The organism is Streptomyces sp. NPDC012935 (assembly GCF_042900345.1).
Lineage (GTDB): Bacteria > Actinomycetota > Actinomycetes > Streptomycetales > Streptomycetaceae > Streptomyces.
On record NZ_JBIBBC010000002.1, the window covers coordinates 248,211 to 264,939 of the forward strand.

The 16,729-nt window shown below is 67.6% G+C and carries 15 protein-coding genes; 6 read left to right on the forward strand and 9 right to left on the reverse strand.

Annotated elements, in window-relative coordinates:
- Nucleotides 1-2: 2 nt before the first annotated feature.
- From ACFY5C_RS06455 to rpmH, 9 genes are all read right to left on the reverse strand, one after another.
- Nucleotides 3-620 carry a GNAT family N-acetyltransferase gene (locus tag ACFY5C_RS06455; RefSeq protein WP_389441178.1) on the reverse strand — a complete coding sequence of 206 codons (618 nt, stop codon included), beginning with the start codon at nt 618-620 and terminating at the stop codon, nt 3-5.
- Nucleotides 621-940: 320 nt separating this feature from the next.
- Nucleotides 941-2,038 carry a ParB/RepB/Spo0J family partition protein gene (locus ACFY5C_RS06460; protein WP_389441181.1) on the reverse strand — a complete coding sequence of 366 codons (1,098 nt, stop codon included), beginning with the start codon at nt 2,036-2,038 and terminating at the stop codon, nt 941-943.
- The gene (locus ACFY5C_RS06465; protein ID WP_369276251.1) at nt 2,035-3,108 is read right to left on the reverse strand and encodes a ParA family protein; all 1,074 of its coding nucleotides are present in this window, start codon (nt 3,106-3,108) and stop codon (nt 2,035-2,037) included. Before ACFY5C_RS06465 ends, ACFY5C_RS06460 begins: the two co-directional genes overlap by 4 nt.
- A gap of 295 nt (nt 3,109-3,403) precedes the next feature.
- The gene (gene rsmG / locus ACFY5C_RS06470; protein ID WP_389441183.1) at nt 3,404-4,120 is read right to left on the reverse strand and encodes a 16S rRNA (guanine(527)-N(7))-methyltransferase RsmG; all 717 of its coding nucleotides are present in this window, start codon (nt 4,118-4,120) and stop codon (nt 3,404-3,406) included.
- Between the two features lie 127 nt (nt 4,121-4,247).
- Entirely contained in the window at nt 4,248-4,760 is a 513-nt protein-coding gene (locus ACFY5C_RS06475) for a protein jag (RefSeq protein WP_389441185.1), read from the reverse strand.
- A 15-nt stretch (nt 4,761-4,775) separates the two neighbouring features.
- Nucleotides 4,776-6,050, reverse strand: coding sequence for a membrane protein insertase YidC (gene yidC, locus ACFY5C_RS06480; protein WP_389441188.1), 1,275 nt, complete (start codon nt 6,048-6,050; stop codon nt 4,776-4,778).
- Between the two features lie 3 nt (nt 6,051-6,053).
- On the reverse strand, nt 6,054-6,407 hold the full coding sequence (gene yidD / locus ACFY5C_RS06485) for a membrane protein insertion efficiency factor YidD (protein WP_389441190.1): 354 nt from the start codon (nt 6,405-6,407) through the stop codon (nt 6,054-6,056).
- A complete protein-coding gene (gene rnpA, locus ACFY5C_RS06490) occupies nt 6,404-6,775 on the reverse strand; it encodes a ribonuclease P protein component (RefSeq protein WP_365055372.1) in 372 nt (123 codons plus the stop codon). The genes yidD and rnpA overlap by 4 nt, the downstream gene beginning before the upstream one ends.
- Before the next feature lie 20 nt (nt 6,776-6,795).
- Entirely contained in the window at nt 6,796-6,933 is a 138-nt protein-coding gene (gene rpmH, locus ACFY5C_RS06495) for a 50S ribosomal protein L34 (protein WP_005482975.1), read from the reverse strand.
- Nucleotides 6,934-7,316: 383 nt separating this feature from the next.
- Between rpmH and dnaA the strand changes: the two genes are divergently transcribed.
- The 6 genes from dnaA (at nt 7,317) to gyrB (ending at nt 16,712) form a co-directional block, all read left to right on the forward strand.
- On the forward strand, nt 7,317-9,272 hold the full coding sequence (dnaA, locus tag ACFY5C_RS06500) for a chromosomal replication initiator protein DnaA (RefSeq protein ID WP_389441193.1): 1,956 nt from the start codon (nt 7,317-7,319) through the stop codon (nt 9,270-9,272).
- Nucleotides 9,273-10,130: 858 nt separating this feature from the next.
- Entirely contained in the window at nt 10,131-11,261 is a 1,131-nt protein-coding gene (dnaN, locus tag ACFY5C_RS06505; protein WP_266824758.1) for a DNA polymerase III subunit beta, read from the forward strand.
- Between the two features lie 207 nt (nt 11,262-11,468).
- Entirely contained in the window at nt 11,469-12,344 is an 876-nt protein-coding gene (gene gnd, locus ACFY5C_RS06510; protein WP_389441194.1) for a phosphogluconate dehydrogenase (NAD(+)-dependent, decarboxylating), read from the forward strand.
- Nucleotides 12,345-12,504: 160 nt separating this feature from the next.
- The gene (gene recF / locus ACFY5C_RS06515; protein WP_389441196.1) at nt 12,505-13,626 is read left to right on the forward strand and encodes a DNA replication/repair protein RecF; all 1,122 of its coding nucleotides are present in this window, start codon (nt 12,505-12,507) and stop codon (nt 13,624-13,626) included.
- Nucleotides 13,623-14,174 (forward strand): DUF721 domain-containing protein, encoded by a 552-nt coding sequence (locus ACFY5C_RS06520; protein WP_389441199.1) that lies wholly within the window; start codon nt 13,623-13,625, stop codon nt 14,172-14,174. The genes recF and ACFY5C_RS06520 overlap by 4 nt, the downstream gene beginning before the upstream one ends.
- 477 nt (nt 14,175-14,651) lie before the next feature.
- A complete protein-coding gene (gyrB, locus tag ACFY5C_RS06525; protein ID WP_389441202.1) occupies nt 14,652-16,712 on the forward strand; it encodes a DNA topoisomerase (ATP-hydrolyzing) subunit B in 2,061 nt (686 codons plus the stop codon).
- Nucleotides 16,713-16,729: the final 17 nt, after the last annotated feature.

Sequence of the window (16,729 nt, forward strand, 5' to 3'; positions counted from 1 at the left end):
TCTCAGAGAGGCCGCAGCACGGGCTCCTTCTGTACGGCCCCCAGCAGCCGGTCGATCGCCATCTCCACGTCTTCCTTCCAGGACAACGTCGTGCGCAGTTCCAGCCGCAGCCGCGGAGAGGTGGGGTGAGGGCGCACGGTCTTGAAGCCCACAGCCAAGAGATGATCTGCGGGCAGCACACACGCCGGCTCCTTCCAACGCGCGTCACCGAAAGCCTCGATGGCTTTGAAGCCCCGCCGCAGCAGATCCTTGGCGACCGTCTGGACCATCACCCGGCCCAGTCCCTGTCCCTGATACCCGGGCATGATGAACGCCGTCATCAACTGCACGGCATCCGGCGACACGGGACTCGTGGGGAACGCCGTCGAGCGCGGTACGTAAGCCGGAGGCGCATAGAGCACGAAGCCCACCGGTACGTCGTCGACATAGACGACCCGACCGCAGGAACCCCAATCCAGCAGGACAGCGGAGATCCAGGCTTCCTTCTCGAGCGCAGGGGTGCCGGCTTTTACTGCGGCTTCACCACTGACCGGGTCCAACTCCCAGAAGACACACGCGCGGCAGCGCTTGGGAAGGTCCGGAAGGTTGTCCAGCGTGAGCGGTACGAGCCGGCGCCCCATGAAGGCTGTTCCTCGCTTCCTTCGCCCGCGGCATCGCGAGCGGCTGTCAGGGCGCTCCGTTCCCTGAGCAGGCTGCCGACGAATCCGCCGACCGCGCCCAGCCCAAGACCCGCGCTCACCAGTCCGGTGCGGCTCACCATTCGCATGGACCCCGCCCTCCCCTTAGAGGTCTGCCAGGTGGATGCGCCATACCCGAACGCATCGTATCCACGATGCGATTCCATCGATACCGCCAGAAAGCAAAGTGCGGGCCGTGTTCCGGTACACACCGGACACGGCCCGCATGGACAGACTGGGAAGGAAGCCCGGCCTGCCGGCCCTCAGGCCTCGTCCTCCTCAGCGTCACTCTCCAGAAGGCTCTTCTGGAGGGCGAGCTTCTCGCCCGGAGCAAACGTGCTGAGGATCCGCTCGAGGTCCTCCGGGGAGGCGAACTCGACGGTGATCTTGCCCTTCTTCTGGCCCAATTCGACCTTCACCCGTGTCTCGAAGCGGTCCGAGAGCCGGGTCGCGAGGTCGGACAGCGCCGGGGAGGGCACGGAGCCGGCCCTCGGCCCCCTGGAGCGCTGGGCCTTCTGCGGGCGGGAGCCCATCAGCGTCACGATCTCTTCGACAGACCGGACCGAGAGTCCTTCGGCGACCACCCGGTAGGCCAGCCGCTCCTGCTCCTCCGGGTCATCCACGGAGAGAAGCGCCCGCGCATGCCCGGCGGAGAGCACACCGGCGGCCACCCGGTTCTGGACCTTGGGCGAGAGCTTCAGCAGACGCAGGGTGTTCGAGACCTGGGGGCGAGACCGGCCGATGCGGTCCGCCAGCTGGTCGTGGGTGCAGTTGAAGTCCTTCAGCAGCTGATCGTAGGCGGCCGCCTCTTCGATCGGGTTCAGCTGAGCACGGTGCAGGTTCTCCAGGAGGGCGTCCAGGAGGAGCTTCTCGTCATCCGTCGCCCGCACGATCGCCGGGATCGCCTCGAGGCCGGCCTCACGGCAGGCCCGCCAGCGACGCTCACCCATGATGAGCTCGTACCGCGCGGGGCCGACCTGCCGTACGACGATCGGCTGGAGGAGACCCACCTCTTGGATGGAGGTGACTAGCTCTTGCAGAGCGTCCTCGTCGAAGACCTCACGTGGCTGCCGCGGGTTCGGCGTGATCTCGTCGAGGGGGATCTCCGCGAAGTGGGCGCCCATGGGAGATACGGGCGTCTCCACGACACCGTTGAGCGAAGGCTCCTCGGTTTCATGTGAAACAGGCGGCAGCGTGGCCACCTTGGCCGCAGCCACGCCGCGGTCACTCAGCACCGGGACAGCGGCGGGGGACGTGGACGTAGCGCCCCCCATCGCAGCCGGGGGCACCGTCTTCTCCGTCGGTGCAGCAGGGATCAGTGCGCCGAGACCACGACCCAACCCCCTCCGTCGCTCGCTCACTGGATCCCCTCCACCATGCTCGGGTTGTTCTGGGCGCCGAAGTGGGCGTTCGTCGGGTCGTAACTGACGCCGACGCCCTTCAGCGCGATTTCTCGTGCCGCCTCAAGATAGGACAGGGCACCGCTCGATCCTGGATCGTAGGTCAGCACGGTCTGCCCGTAGCTCGGCGCCTCGGAGATACGGACCGAGCGGGGAATGCTCGTCCGCAGCACCTCGTCGCCGAAGTGGCTGCGCACCTCGTCAGCGACCTGGGACGCGAGCCGCGTCCGGCCGTCGTACATGGTGAGCAGGATCGTCGAGACGTGCAGAGCGGGGTTGAGGTGCCCCCGCACCAGGTCGACGTTGCGCAACAGCTGACCGAGGCCCTCCAGCGCGTAGTACTCGCACTGGATCGGGATCAGGACCTCCTGCCCGGCCACCAGCGCGTTGACCGTCAACAGGCCGAGCGAGGGAGGGCAGTCGATGAGGATGTAGTCCAGCGGCTGCTCGTAGGCCTGGATTGCCCGCTGCAGTCGGCTTTCGCGTGCCACCAGGGACACCAGCTCGATCTCCGCACCGGCGAGATCGATGGTGGCCGGGGCACAGAAGAGCCCCTCGACATCAGGGACCGGCTGGACGACCTCCGACAGCGGCTTGCTCTCCACCAACACGTCATAGATCGAGGGAACTTCGGCGTGATGGTCGATCCCCAGCGCCGTGGACGCATTGCCCTGCGGGTCGAGGTCGATGACCAGCACACGGCCGCCATGCAGAGCCAGCGACGCAGCAAGATTGACGGTCGTCGTCGTCTTGCCCACGCCCCCCTTCTGGTTGGCGACCACCATGACGCGGGTCTGCTCGGGCCGTGGCAGGCCCTCGCCGGCGCGGCCTAGAGCCTCCACCGCCAGTTGGGCAGCACGACCGATGGGAGTGTCGTCCATCGGGGGCGGTGTTTCACGTGAAACATCGTCCCCCATCGACTCGGTACGGGGACCGGGGACCGGATCGGTCATCGGTCCCGCGATGTTGGCGTCGGACCGCAAGGATTCACTCTCCTCGACTTCAGGCTCGCAATGAACAGAGCCTCCCATGTCTTCGGGGTCGTGAACCAGTGAGGCCTGGTGTTCTGTGGAGAAATCCACCTCTGTGGACAACTCCGTGCCCCTCAGGGGGGACGGAGTGTCGTCGGAATCACCTTCTCCGAGAGAGCCGAGGGGCTTTCTGTCTCGAGGTTCGGCAGCGCGGCTGCGGCTGATGATGCCGTGAAGCAGTGAGCGACGTTTCACGTGAAACACGATGCACAGCTGCCGAGGCCGAACTGTCGCGACACTCCGGCATGGGTAGGTTTGCCAGCTTGTGTGGAGTACGTCTCGTCGTCAGGACGGATCAGCGGCGTCGGCGAGCGCGTCCTGTCCTGGCTGCCTTCGCGCGCTTGGCAGCGAAGCGCACACCTCCCGGGCTCTCCCCGACCTCGACCCGGACGACCGTCGACATGGGATCCACGACACCCTCACCGACATGCAGGATCGACGTCTCCACGGCTCCGAGCTTGCTCAGGGCGGTCGCAGCGCTCTTGAGCTCCTCCTCGGCGGTGTCGCCCTTGAGGGCGAGCATCTCGCCGTATGGCCGAAGCAGCGGAATGCCCCAGGTAGCCAGCCGGTCCAGCGGTGCCACCGCACGCGCGGTCACCACATGCACCGCCGGCAGCTTCCCCATGACCTCCTCGGCGCGGCCACGGACGACCGTCACATGGTCCAGCCCCAGCAGCTCCACGACCTCCGTCAGGAAGTTCGTCCGCCGCAGCAGAGGTTCCAGCAGCGTGATCTTCAGGTCCTCCCGGACCAGCGCCAGAGGGATGCCGGGCAGGCCCGCGCCCGAGCCGACGTCGCACACCATCACCCCCTCGGGGACGACCTCGGAGAGCACCGCGCAGTTCAGGAGATGCCGCTCCCACAGGCGAGGCACCTCTCGTGGGCCGATCAGGCCGCGCTGAACACCCGCCTCGGCGAGCAGTTCGGCGTAGCGGACCGCATCAGCGTAGCGATCGCCGAACACCTCACGTGCCTGCTCGGGCACAGGGGGAAGCTCCGCTGCCTCCGTCACGGGGGACCGTCCTTCCGTTCGCGCCGACGCAGAAAGCGCCCGCACCAGAACCACCAGAACTATTCAGGCTGACAAAGATCGGCCCCGCCTGCGCACAGACGGGGCCGGGGGGAACGTCGAGGACCGATCAGGCGGGAAGCACAACGACGAACCGCTGCGGTTCTTCGCCCTCGGACTCGCTGCGCAGGCCCGCGGACTTGACCGCGTCGTGCACGACCTTGCGCTCGAACGGCGACATCGGCTTCAGCTTCACAGGCTCGCCCGTGCTCCTGACCTCCGCGGCGGCCTTCGCACCCAGCTCGGAGAGCTCGGCGCGCTTCTTGGCCCGGTAACCCGCGATGTCCAGCATCAGCCGGCTGCGGTCCCCGGTCTCCCGGTGCACGGCCAGGCGCGTGAGCTCCTGCAGTGCCTCCAGCACCTCGCCATCACGCCCCACCAGCTTCTGCAGGTCTCGGCCGCCCGAGTCGCTGATGATCGAGACAGCGGCGCGGTCGGCCTCGACATCCATGTCGATGTCGCCGTCGAGATCGGCGATGTCGAGCAGACCCTCGAGGTAGTCCGCCGCGATCTCGCCCTCCTGCTCCAGGCGAGACAGGGTGTCTGCACCCTCGGCAGCAGCGGAGGTGGTGCCTTCCGTCACGGGATGGGCTCCTTCTTACTTCTTGGTCGGGGACTTGGGGCGCTGCGGACCGCCCTTGCGCTGCCCGGACTGGGCCTTGCTGCGGCTGCCACCGCTGCCGGACTTCTGCGCGGTCTTCTTGGCAGCCCCGGGCTTTTCGTCCGTGGGCTCGTCGGACTTCTCCAACGACGTCGTCGGCTCACCGGCCTGCTTGGGACCGCCGTGCTGACGCTGGGACTTGCTCTGCCGCTTCGGCTGCTGCCGCTTGGGGGCCCCACCGGTGGCCGGCGTACCGTCCTCGGTCACTGTGGCGACAGCGCCCTCGCCCTTCAGCACGGTGCCGTCGGCCTGCGCCGCGAGACCCGCCTTGCTGAGGCCGTTGATGAACTTGCGCTCGTACTCGTTACGGTCGCGGCCCTTGGCGACGATGGCCTTGACGATGGCGCGCTCACCGCGACCACGGGTCTTGCCGTGATCCGTGACGTGCTTGGTCAGACGCTCCAGGTACGCGGCCTGCGCCTTGGAACCCGGGGTCGGGTTGTTGCGGATGACGTACATCTGCTGGCCCATGGTCCACACGTTGGTGGTCAGCCAGTAGACGAGAACACCGACCGGGAAGTTGATGCCGAAGACGGCGAACATGACCGGGAAGATGTACATCAGCATTTTCTGCTGCTGCATGAACGGCGTCTTCACCGTGGTGTCGACGTTCTTCGTCATCAGCTGGCGCTGCGTGTAGAACTGCGACGCCGACATCAGGACGATCATGACCGCGGTGACGATGCGGACCGTGGTCAGCGAAGCATCGAGCGCGGCGACATCCGAGCTGCTGTCAGTGAACTTCGCAGCCAGCGGAGCACCGAAGATGTGCGCCTTCTGCGCGCTCTGCAGCAGGCTCTCGTTGATGACACCGATGGTGTCGTTGTTCGCGATGCTGTTGAGCACGTGGTACAGCGCGAAGAAGAACGGCGACTGCGCCAGGATGGGAAGACACGAGGAGAGCGGGTTGGTACCCGTCTCCTTGTAGAGCTTCATCATCTCTTCGGACTGGCGCTGTTTGTCGTTCTTGTAGCGCTCCTGGATCTTCTTCATCTCGGGCTGCAGCGTCTGCATGGCCCGGGTCGCCTTGATCTGCTTCACAAAGAGCGGGATCAGGCAGATACGGATCAGAATCACCAGGGACACGATCGACAGGCCCCAGGCCCACCCGGTGTCAGGGCCGAAGATGGCGCCGTACACCGAGTGGAACTGGACGATGACCCAGGAGACAGGTGTCGTGATGAAGCTGAAGAAGCTGGCAATCGTGTCCACTAATCATGCTCCTTGGGCATGGGACGGGGTCTCTGCGGCCGGGCCCGAAGGAACATTGTCCTCGGTGGCCGTTTCGGCGGCGGAGGGCCCGCCCTTGCGTGCGCGCCACGCGTTGCGCAGCAGCTCGTGCCACCGCGGGCGCTTGCGCGGCGGGACATGGTCCACACCGCCCAGCGACCACGGGTTGCACCGCAGGATGCGCCAGGCGGTGAGCGCCGTGCCCTTGATCGCACCGTGCCGGTCGATGGCGGTGTAGCCGTAGTGGGAGCACGACGGGTAGTACTTGCACACCGGCCCGAGCAGTGGACTGATCGTCCACTGGTACAGCTTGATCAGAGCCAGCAATGGGTACTTCATCGCGCGCCCCCTCCCAGCAGCCGCTGTAGAGCGGCGTCCAGGTCTTGGGCCAGCTGTGCATGGTCGGCGTCACCCGCACCGGGCAGCGCTCGTACGACTACCAGGCTACCGGGGGGCAGCTGGTCGACTCGGTCGCGCATCAGATGACGAAGCCTGCGCTTCACCTTGTTCCGCACGACCGCGCCACCCACTGCCTTGCTCACGACGAAACCCGCACGCGTCAGGGGAGCGCTCTCCCCAGGCGCGTGCGGGTCCGTGGCACCGCTACGAAGGTGGACGACGAGAGTCGGGCGTCCAGCCCGGCGTCCTCGCCGTACCGCGGTCGCGAAGTCCTCGCGCCGCCTCAGCCGATGCTCGGTAGGCAGCACGACGTCATGACCTGACGGGATCAGGCGGACAGGCTGGCGCGACCCTTGCTGCGGCGGTTCGCCAGAATCGCGCGGCCGGCACGGGTGCGCATCCGCAGACGGAAGCCGTGGGTCTTGGCGCGACGACGGTTGTTCGGCTGGAAGGTGCGCTTGCTCACTCGGGGGCTCCAGAAATCATTGGTAGTGGCGGGGTGCCGTCTTGGCTGTCACCGTGCGCCCACGAGTAGCTCGCGTTAACGCCCGAGTGCACCGCTTCCCGATCACCTGACGCGATCTGTGCCCATCGGAGGCAGGCGGCAGCAGCCATCGACAACTCGACCTGGTTACGGTACGCGCGGCTACGCCATCCGGTCAAACCAGAGGTCACGGGGAGACACTATCCACAGCCTGGGGACAACAACTTGAACCGCACCCGCCGCCCTGACTACCGTGACTGAACTCCGATTCGTTCCCTTGACCCCTTGATTCGGGCTCCGCCCGGTTTGAATCCCGACCCGTCCCACAATCACACGTTCGTGGGACCCGTGAGAGAGCGTGCCCTGTGGCTGACGTACCTGCCGATCTTGCCGCAGTGTGGCCACGAGTACTCGAGCAACTCCTCGGTGAAGGCCGCGGTCAGGGTGTCGAGGTGAAGGACGAGCACTGGATCCGACGCTGCCAGCCGCTCGCGCTGGTCGCCGACACCGCCCTGCTCGCCGTACCGAACGAATTCGCGAAGGGCGTGCTGGAGGGCCGCCTGGCCCCCATCGTCAGCGAGACCCTGAGCCGAGAGTGCGGCCGCCCGATCCGCATCGCGATCACCGTCGACGACTCCGCCGGCGAACCCCCGGCCCCGTCGGCGCCCCCCACCCCGCCCCAGCCGCGCTACGAGGAATCCGAACTCCCCCCGTACGAGGGCTACGGCCGCCACCGCGCCGACGACCAGCGACCCGGCGACCAGCTGCCCACCGCCCGGCCGGCCTACCCGAGCGAGTACCAGCGCCCCGAACCCGGCCCCGGCAGCTGGCCGCGCCCGAGCCAGGACGACTACGGCTGGCAGCAGCAGCGGCTCGGTTTCCCGGAGCGGGACCCCTACGCGTCGCCGTCGCAGGACTCCTACGGCCAGGACTCGTACCAACAGGACTCCTACGGCCCGCCTGCCCAGGACTACCGGCCGCAGCCGATGGAGCGGTCGTCGTACGACGGACACCGCCCCGACTACGAGCAGCAGCGGCCGGACTACGACCAGCCGCGCTCCGACTACGATCGCGACGCCCGGCGTGACCTGGACGCCCGGCGTGACCTGGACGCCCGTCGTGACCTCGACGCCCGCCGTGGCCTTGACGCCCGCCGCGACCGGCCCGAGCCGCCCTCCGGCTCCGGCCATGTGCACCGCGGCGGCCCCATCGGCGCGAACCTGCCGACCACCGGCGCCCCCGGCCCGCTGGCCGCGCAGCCCGCACCGGCGCCCGGACCCGGTGAGCCGACCGCGCGACTGAACCCGAAGTACCTCTTCGACACGTTCGTCATCGGCGCCTCCAACCGATTCGCGCACGCGGCCGCGGTCGCCGTCGCCGAGGCGCCCGCGAAGGCGTACAACCCCCTCTTCATCTACGGGGAGTCGGGGCTCGGCAAGACTCACCTGCTGCACGCGATCGGGCACTACGCACGGAGCCTGTACTCCGGCACGCGTGTGCGGTACGTGAGCTCCGAGGAGTTCACCAACGAGTTCATCAACTCGATCCGCGACGGCAAGGGCGACAGCTTCCGCAAGCGCTACCGCGAGATGGACATCCTGCTCGTCGACGACATCCAGTTCCTCGCGGACAAGGAGTCGACGCAGGAGGAGTTCTTCCACACCTTCAACACGCTCCACAACGCCAACAAGCAGATCGTGCTGTCCAGCGACCGGCCGCCCAAGCAGCTGGTCACCCTGGAGGACCGGCTGCGGAACCGTTTCGAGTGGGGCCTGATCACCGACGTCCAGCCGCCCGAGCTGGAGACGCGCATCGCGATCCTGCGCAAGAAGGCGGTGCAGGAGCAGCTCAACGCCCCGCCGGAGGTCCTGGAGTTCATCGCCTCCCGCATCTCGCGCAACATCCGCGAGCTGGAGGGCGCGCTGATCCGGGTGACGGCGTTCGCCTCGCTCAACAAGCAGCCGGTCGATCTGGGTCTGACGGAGATCGTCCTCAAGGACCTGATCCCGGGCGGTGACGGCGCGACGCCGGAGATCACCTCGACGGCCATCATGAGCGCCACGGCCGACTACTTCGGTCTCACGGTCGAGGACCTGTGCGGCAGCTCCCGCGGCCGCCAGCTGGTCACGGCCCGGCAGATCGCCATGTATCTGTGCCGTGAGCTGACGGACCTGTCACTGCCCAAGATCGGCGCGCTGTTCGGCGGCCGCGACCACACGACGGTGATGCACGCCGACCGCAAGATCCGCAATCTGATGGCCGAACGACGCGCCATCTACAACCAGGTCACCGAGCTCACGAACCGCATCAAGAACGGCTGACCGACCCAGCGATACGCACGCAAGGGCGCCCCCGGTGGACGACATCGGGGGCGCCCTTCGTCATGTCGCGGTTGTCGGCTGTTCGAATACTTGCCGCGTTACGGCCACTCTCCACAGATTCGGCGACTTTCTGCCGTCCACATCCTGGGGACTGCGAAGTTGTCCAGACTGTGTCCACAGAGGCCTCTGTCGCAAGACCATCAGACCAGGTCAACTGCCTGTGGATTCGTGGACGAACGATCTCCACAGACTGTGGACAGCGAGACGATCCACAGGCTGTGCATGAAGTTGTCCACCGGCAACCCACAGGCTGGGGCCAGTTGTCCCCAGTGATCCCCAGCTTCTCCACATCACTGTCCACTGTTCGGCAACGCGACGCGCCTTCTCACCAGCCCGAGTGAAAGGCGTCACACGAAGGTGCCGGGTTGGCCTGTGGGAAAGGTGGGTAAAGCTGGGGACGGCGCTGGGGAGAACTCGCCCCAGGCTGTGCATGGGGTGTGCAGAACTTTCCGTTCTCCACAGAAACGCCTGGTTGTCCACCGGCGTCGCCCACAGGACCCGTGGACAAAATCTCGCCTCTGAGCTGGGCAAACGGGGTTATCCACGGTTTCCACAGGCCCTACTACTACTCCCAACTAGAGAGAGCTGGGAATCCGTTTCGAAGTGGGTCCTGTGCACAACTCGCTGTCCGGCTCCCGGCTGCCCCTCGTCACGACTTGACCCCGAGAGGCACCTACTGTCAGTGGGGTGCGTCAGACTGTTCCCGGTGTCCTTCCCCTCACTGGGGCCGACGACACCGAGACAGACGACGAAGCCAGGCAGGCCGAGAAGCGCCGGCAACAGCAGGAGGCGGCAACAGTGAAGATCCGGGTGGAACGCGACGTACTCGCGGAGGCAGTGGCCTGGGCGGCACGCAGCCTCCCGGCCCGTCCGCCGGCGCCTGTCCTCGCCGGCCTCCTCCTCAAGGCCGAGGACGGCCAGCTGAGCCTGTCCAGCTTCGACTACGAGGTCTCCGCGCGGGTGAGCGTCGAGGCCGAGGTCGAGGAGGAGGGCACGGTCCTGGTCTCCGGCCGCCTGCTGGCCGACATCTGCCGCGCTCTTCCCAACCGACCGGTGGAGATTTCCACAGACGGTGTACGGGCGACCGTGGTCTGCGGCTCCTCGCGGTTCACACTCCACACCCTGCCTGTGGAGGAGTACCCGGCGCTGCCGCAGATGCCGACCGCGACCGGCACCGTCCCGGGTGAGGTCTTCGCCTCCGCCGCCGCCCAGGTGGCCATCGCCGCCGGCCGCGACGACACGCTGCCCGTCCTCACCGGTGTGCGCATCGAGATCGAGGGCGACACCGTCACGCTGGCCTCCACCGACCGCTACCGCTTCGCGGTCCGCGAGTTCCTGTGGAAGCCGGAGAACCCGGAGGCGTCCGCGGTGGCCCTGGTGCCCGCAAAGACGCTCCTGGACACCGCCAAGGCGCTCACGAGCGGCGACAGCGTCACCCTGGCCCTGTCCGGCTCGGGTGCGGGCGAGGGCCTGATCGGCTTCGAGGGCGCCGGCCGTCGGACGACGACCCGGCTCCTGGAAGGCGACCTTCCCAAGTACCGCTCGCTGTTCCCGACGGAGTTCAACAGCATCGCCGTGATCGAGACCGCCCCCTTCGTGGAGGCCGTCAAGCGCGTGGCCCTCGTCGCCGAGCGCAACACCCCGGTGCGGCTCAGCTTCGAGCAGGGCGTGCTCATCCTGGAGGCCGGTTCCAGCGACGACGCACAGGCTGTGGAAAGGGTTGACGCCCAGCTGGAGGGCGACGACGTGTCGATCGCCTTCAACCCGACCTTCCTGCTGGACGGCCTGAGCGCCATCGACTCCCCGGTCGCCCAGCTGTCGTTCACGACGTCCACGAAGCCCGCACTGCTCAGCGGCAAGCCGGCGCTGGACGCGGAGGCGGACGAGGCCTACAAGTACCTGATCATGCCGGTGCGGCTGAGCGGCTGAGCGGCTGCCGAGGTCGGCGCCGCGGTTGTCCACAGCGTCCCCAGCACCGGTGGATCACCGGGCCTGGGGACGAGCTGTCGGACGAAGCCGCAGGTGAGGGCGTACGTATGAGCGCCTATGCCCACGGATGTGCGCGTGCGTCCGGGTTTAGGCTCGTACGCGGGTACGAAGGTGCCCCACACGCCACAGCAACCTAAGGAACAACTGATGGAGCTCGGTCTCGTCGGCCTCGGCAAGATGGGCGGCAACATGCGCGAGCGGATCCGCCGCGCAGGCCACACCGTCGTCGGATACGACCGCAACCCGGACCTCGCGGATGCCCACAGCCTGGAAGAGCTTGTGGGCAAGCTTCCCGGCCCGCGCGTGATCTGGGTGATGGTCCCGGCAGGTGCCCCGACCCAGTCGACCATCGACGAGCTCGCCGAGCTGCTGGAGCCCGGTGACGTCGTGGTGGACGGCGGGAACTCCCGCTGGACGGACGACGAGCGGCACGCCGAGCAGCTGGCGGCCAAGAGCATCGGATTCGTCGACTGCGGCGTCTCCGGCGGCGTCTGGGGCCTGCAGAACGGCTACGCGCTGATGTACGGCGGCGACGCGGAGCACGTCGCCAAGGTGCAGCCGATATTCGACGCCCTCAAGCCGGAGGGCGACCGCGGCGCTGTACACGCCGGCAAGGTCGGCGCGGGGCACTTCGCGAAGATGGTCCACAACGGGATCGAGTACGCGATGATGCAGGCCTACGCCGAGGGCTGGGAGCTGCTGGAGAAGGTCGACTCCGTGACCGACGTCCGGGAGGTCTTCCGCTCCTGGCAGGAGGGCACGGTGATCCGTTCCTGGCTGCTGGACCTCGCGGTGAACGCCCTCGACGAGGACGAGCACCTGGACAGGCTCAGGGGTTATGCACAGGACTCCGGCGAGGGACGCTGGACTGTGGAAGCAGCCATCGACCACGCGGTGCCGCTCCCCGCGATCACCGCGTCGCTGTTCGCGCGGTTCGCGTCCCGCCAGGACGACTCCCCGCAGATGAAGATGATCGCGGCGCTGCGGAACCAGTTCGGCGGCCACGCGGTCGAGAAGAAGTGACCGGTGGAGCACAAGTGACCGGCGGGGCGGAAGTGCCCGTCGGAGACCAGGGAAAGTAATCCACACCCTGGGGATGTCACCCTGGCACCCTCAGGAGTGACCCGGTTGTCCACAACTGGGGACAGTCGAACCACATGTTGGGGGAGGTCGGCGAACGACCATGCACGTCACGCATCTGTCGCTGGCCGACTTCCGCTCGTACGCCCGGGTCGAAGTCCCGCTCGACCCGGGCGTCACCGCCTTCGTCGGACCCAACGGCCAGGGCAAGACCAACCTCGTCGAGGCCGTCGGCTATCTCGCCACCCTCGGCAGTCATCGTGTCGCCTCCGACGCCCCCCTCGTGCGCATGGGCGCGGACCGGGCGGTCATCCGGGCCCAGGTGCGGCAGGGCGAGCGGCAGCAGCTGGTCGAGCTGGAGCTGAACCCCGGCAAGGCGAACCGGGCCCGCATCAACAGGTCCTCGCAGGTCAGACCCCGTGACGTGCTCGGCATCGTACGGACCGTCCTGTTCGCGCCGGAGGACCTCGCCCTGGTCAAGGGTGACCCCGGGGAGCGGCGCCGTTTCCTCGACGAGCTGATCACCGCTCGCTCCCCGCGCATGGCCGGCGTCCGCTCCGACTACGAGCGGGTCCTCAAGCAGCGCAACACGCTTCTCAAATCGGCCGCCCTGGCCCGGCGGCACGGTGGCCGTTCCATGGACCTGTCCACTCTCGACGTCTGGGACCAGCATCTCGCCCGCGCGGGCGCCGAGTTGCTCGCCCAGCGCCTGGACCTGATCGCGACGATCCAGCCGCTGGCCGACAAGGCGTACGAACAACTGGCCCCCGGCGGCGGCCCCGTCGCGCTGGACTACAAGCCGTCGGCTCCCGGCGAGGCGCACACGCGCGAGGACCTCTTCGAGCAGCTGATGGCGGCGCTCGAAGAGGCGCGCAAGCAGGAGATCGAGCGCGGCGTCACCCTCATAGGCCCTCATCGGGACGATTTGCTTCTCAAACTCGGTCAGCTGCCCGCCAAGGGATACGCCTCGCACGGCGAGTCCTGGTCCTACGCGCTGGCGCTGCGTCTGGCCTCGTACGACCTGCTGCGCGCCGAGGGCAACGAACCGGTGCTGGTCCTGGACGATGTGTTCGCCGAGCTGGACACCCGGCGCCGTGAGCGGCTGGCCGAGCTGGTCGCGCCCGGCGAGCAGGTCCTGGTGACCGCCGCGGTCGACGACGACGTACCGCACGTGCTGACGGGGGCGCGGTACACGGTGTCCGAGGGGACGGTGGAGCGCGTATGAGCGAGCAGCCGTCCACGAACGACGACGAGGGCGCCCCCAGGAAGACCCCCGAACCCTCCGGTGTCGACCTCGCGCGCGTGGCGCTGAGGGCGGCCAAGGAGCAGGCACGCGCGCGTGGCGACGCGGCGCAGCAGAAGAAGCAGGCGCGGCGCGGCGGCCTGCGCTCCGGCGCGCGGGCAGACGGCCGCGACCCCATGGCGCTCGGCTCCGCCATCAACCGCTTGATCACCGAGCGGGGCTGGGAGGCCCCGGCCGCGGTGGGCGGGGTGATGGGCCGCTGGCCGCAGATCGTCGGCGAGGACGTCGCCAAGCACTGCGTGCCGGAGAAGTACGACGAGGACGAGCGGACCCTGATCGTGCGCTGCGACTCGACGGCCTGGGCGACGAACCTGCGGCTGCTCGCGCCGACGCTGGTCGCCCGCCTCAACGAGGACCTCGGGCATGGCGCGGTGAGGCAGATCAAGGTGCAGGGTCCCGGAGGCCCGGCCCGCCGCTACGGCCCGCTGCGCGCTCCCGGCAGCACGGGACCCGGCGACACCTACGGGTGATCGGACCGGCGGGGTCACGCGTGACCGGGCTTTCTGACAGCCGTCACAGCAGTCCCTGCAGCCCCGTCATCCACAGGTGACCGACATCACATCAACTGTCATCTCCGGCCACGAAGTGCCGCCGACGGCGTCCTCCGCGTACAACCGCACGCGGTTGCGAATCGCGACCTGACTCCTAAGTAGCCAAGGGTTGACGGCCGGAAGCGCTGAGTGGCTCTGTGAGCCTCTCGGAGCCCCCATCCGCATATCGGGAGTCGGGAGAGCCAGGTTCAGGGCGGCACATGCGGACTCAGGTACCGGCAAACCCCCATCACTGTCGGCGCTACCGGTAGACTGGAGCCCAATCCCGCCCCCATCGTGGGGACCGTCCGGGAAAAGCTGAGCAACGCTGATCAAGGCTTACCAACGCAACATGCCGCAGCCGCTCCGGCAACCCGCCGACGAGCCTGGCTCGTGCTGTGCCAGAAAGGGCGCTTCGTGGCCGATTCCGGCAACCCCAACGAGAACATCCCGTCCACCGACGCCGGCGCCAGCGGCGCGGTGACCTCGTCGAACGGCGAGGTGACCGCCTCGTACGACGCCAGCGCCATCACCGTCCTCGAGGGTCTGGACGCGGTCCGCAAGCGACCCGGTATGTACATCGGCTCGACCGGTGAGCGCGGACTGCACCACCTGGTGCAGGAGGTCGTCGACAACTCCGTCGACGAGGCGCTGGCCGGCCACGCGGACACCATCGACGTCACGATCCTCGCTGACGGCGGCGTGCGGGTCGTCGACAACGGACGTGGCATCCCGGTCGGCATCGTCCCCTCCGAGGGCAAGCCGGCCGTCGAGGTCGTGCTGACGGTCCTGCACGCGGGCGGAAAGTTCGGCGGCGGCGGCTACGCGGTCTCCGGCGGTCTGCACGGCGTGGGTGTCTCCGTCGTGAACGCCCTGTCGACCAAGGTGTCCGTCGAGATCAAGACCGACGGCTACCGCTGGACGCAGGACTACAAGCTGGGCGTCCCGACAGCCCCGCTTGCCCAGCACGAGGCCACGGACGAGCACGGCACCTCGGTCACCTTCTGGGCCGACCCGGACATCTTCGAGACCACCGACTACTCCTTCGAGACGCTGTCGCGGCGCTTCCAGGAGATGGCGTTCCTCAACAAGGGCCTGCGCATCAACCTCACCGACGAGCGCGAGTCGGCGAAGGCCACGGCCGGTGCGGACGAGGCGGGCGAGGACGAGAAGCACGAGGTCAAGGCCGTCTCGTACCACTACGAGGGCGGCATCGTCGACTTCGTGAAGTACCTCAACTCCCGCAAGGGAGAAGTGGTGCACCCCACCGTGATCGACCTGGAGGCCGAGGACAGGGACAAGCACCTGTCCCTCGAGATCGCCATGCAGTGGAACGGTGGCTACACCGAGGGTGTCTACTCCTTCGCCAACATCATCCACACCCATGAGGGCGGTACGCACGAAGAGGGCTTCCGTGCCGCGCTGACCTCGCTGATCAACAAGTACGCGCGCGACAAGAGGCTGCTGCGCGAGAAGGACGACAACCTCACGGGTGACGACATCCGCGAGGGTCTGACCGCGATCATCTCGGTGAAGCTGAGCGAGCCGCAGTTCGAGGGCCAGACGAAGACCAAGCTGGGCAACACCGAGGTGAAGACCTTCGTCCAGAAGGTCGTCTACGAGCACCTCAACGACTGGCTGGACCGCAACCCGAACGAGGCCGCGGACATCATCCGCAAGGGCATCCAGGCGGCGACCGCGCGCGTGGCGGCCCGCAAGGCCCGCGACCTGACGCGCCGGAAGGGCCTGCTGGAGAGTGCCTCCCTCCCGGGCAAGCTCTCCGACTGCCAGTCGAACGACCCCACCAAGTGCGAGATCTTCATCGTCGAGGGTGACTCCGCCGGTGGCTCGGCCAAGTCCGGCCGCAACCCCGAGTACCAGGCGATCCTCCCGATCCGAGGAAAGATCCTCAACGTCGAGAAGGCGCGGATCGACAAGATCCTGCAGAACCAGGAGATCCAGGCGCTGATCTCCGCTTTCGGCACCGGCGTGCACGAGGACTTCGACATCGAGAAGCTCCGCTATCACAAGATCATCCTGATGGCGGACGCCGACGTCGACGGTCAGCACATCAGCACCCTGCTGCTGACCTTCCTGTTCCGCTTCATGCGGCCCCTGGTCGAGGCCGGGCACGTGTACCTCTCCCGCCCCCCGCTGTACAAGATCAAGTGGGGCCGGGACGACGTCGAGTACGCGTACTCGGACCGTGAGCGTGACGCGCTGATCGAGATGGGGCGTCAGCGCGGCAAGCGTGTCCGTGAGGACTCGATCCAGCGCTTCAAGGGTCTCGGCGAGATGAACGCCGAGGAGCTGCGCGTGACCACCATGGACCAGGAGCACCGCGTCCTCGGCCAGGTCACCCTCGACGACGCCGCCCAGGCCGACGACCTGTTCTCGGTCCTCATGGGCGAGGACGTGGAGGCCCGCCGCCAGTTCATCCAGCGCAATGCCAAGGACGTCCGCTTCCTCGACATCTGAGTCGGTCTCAGCTGACC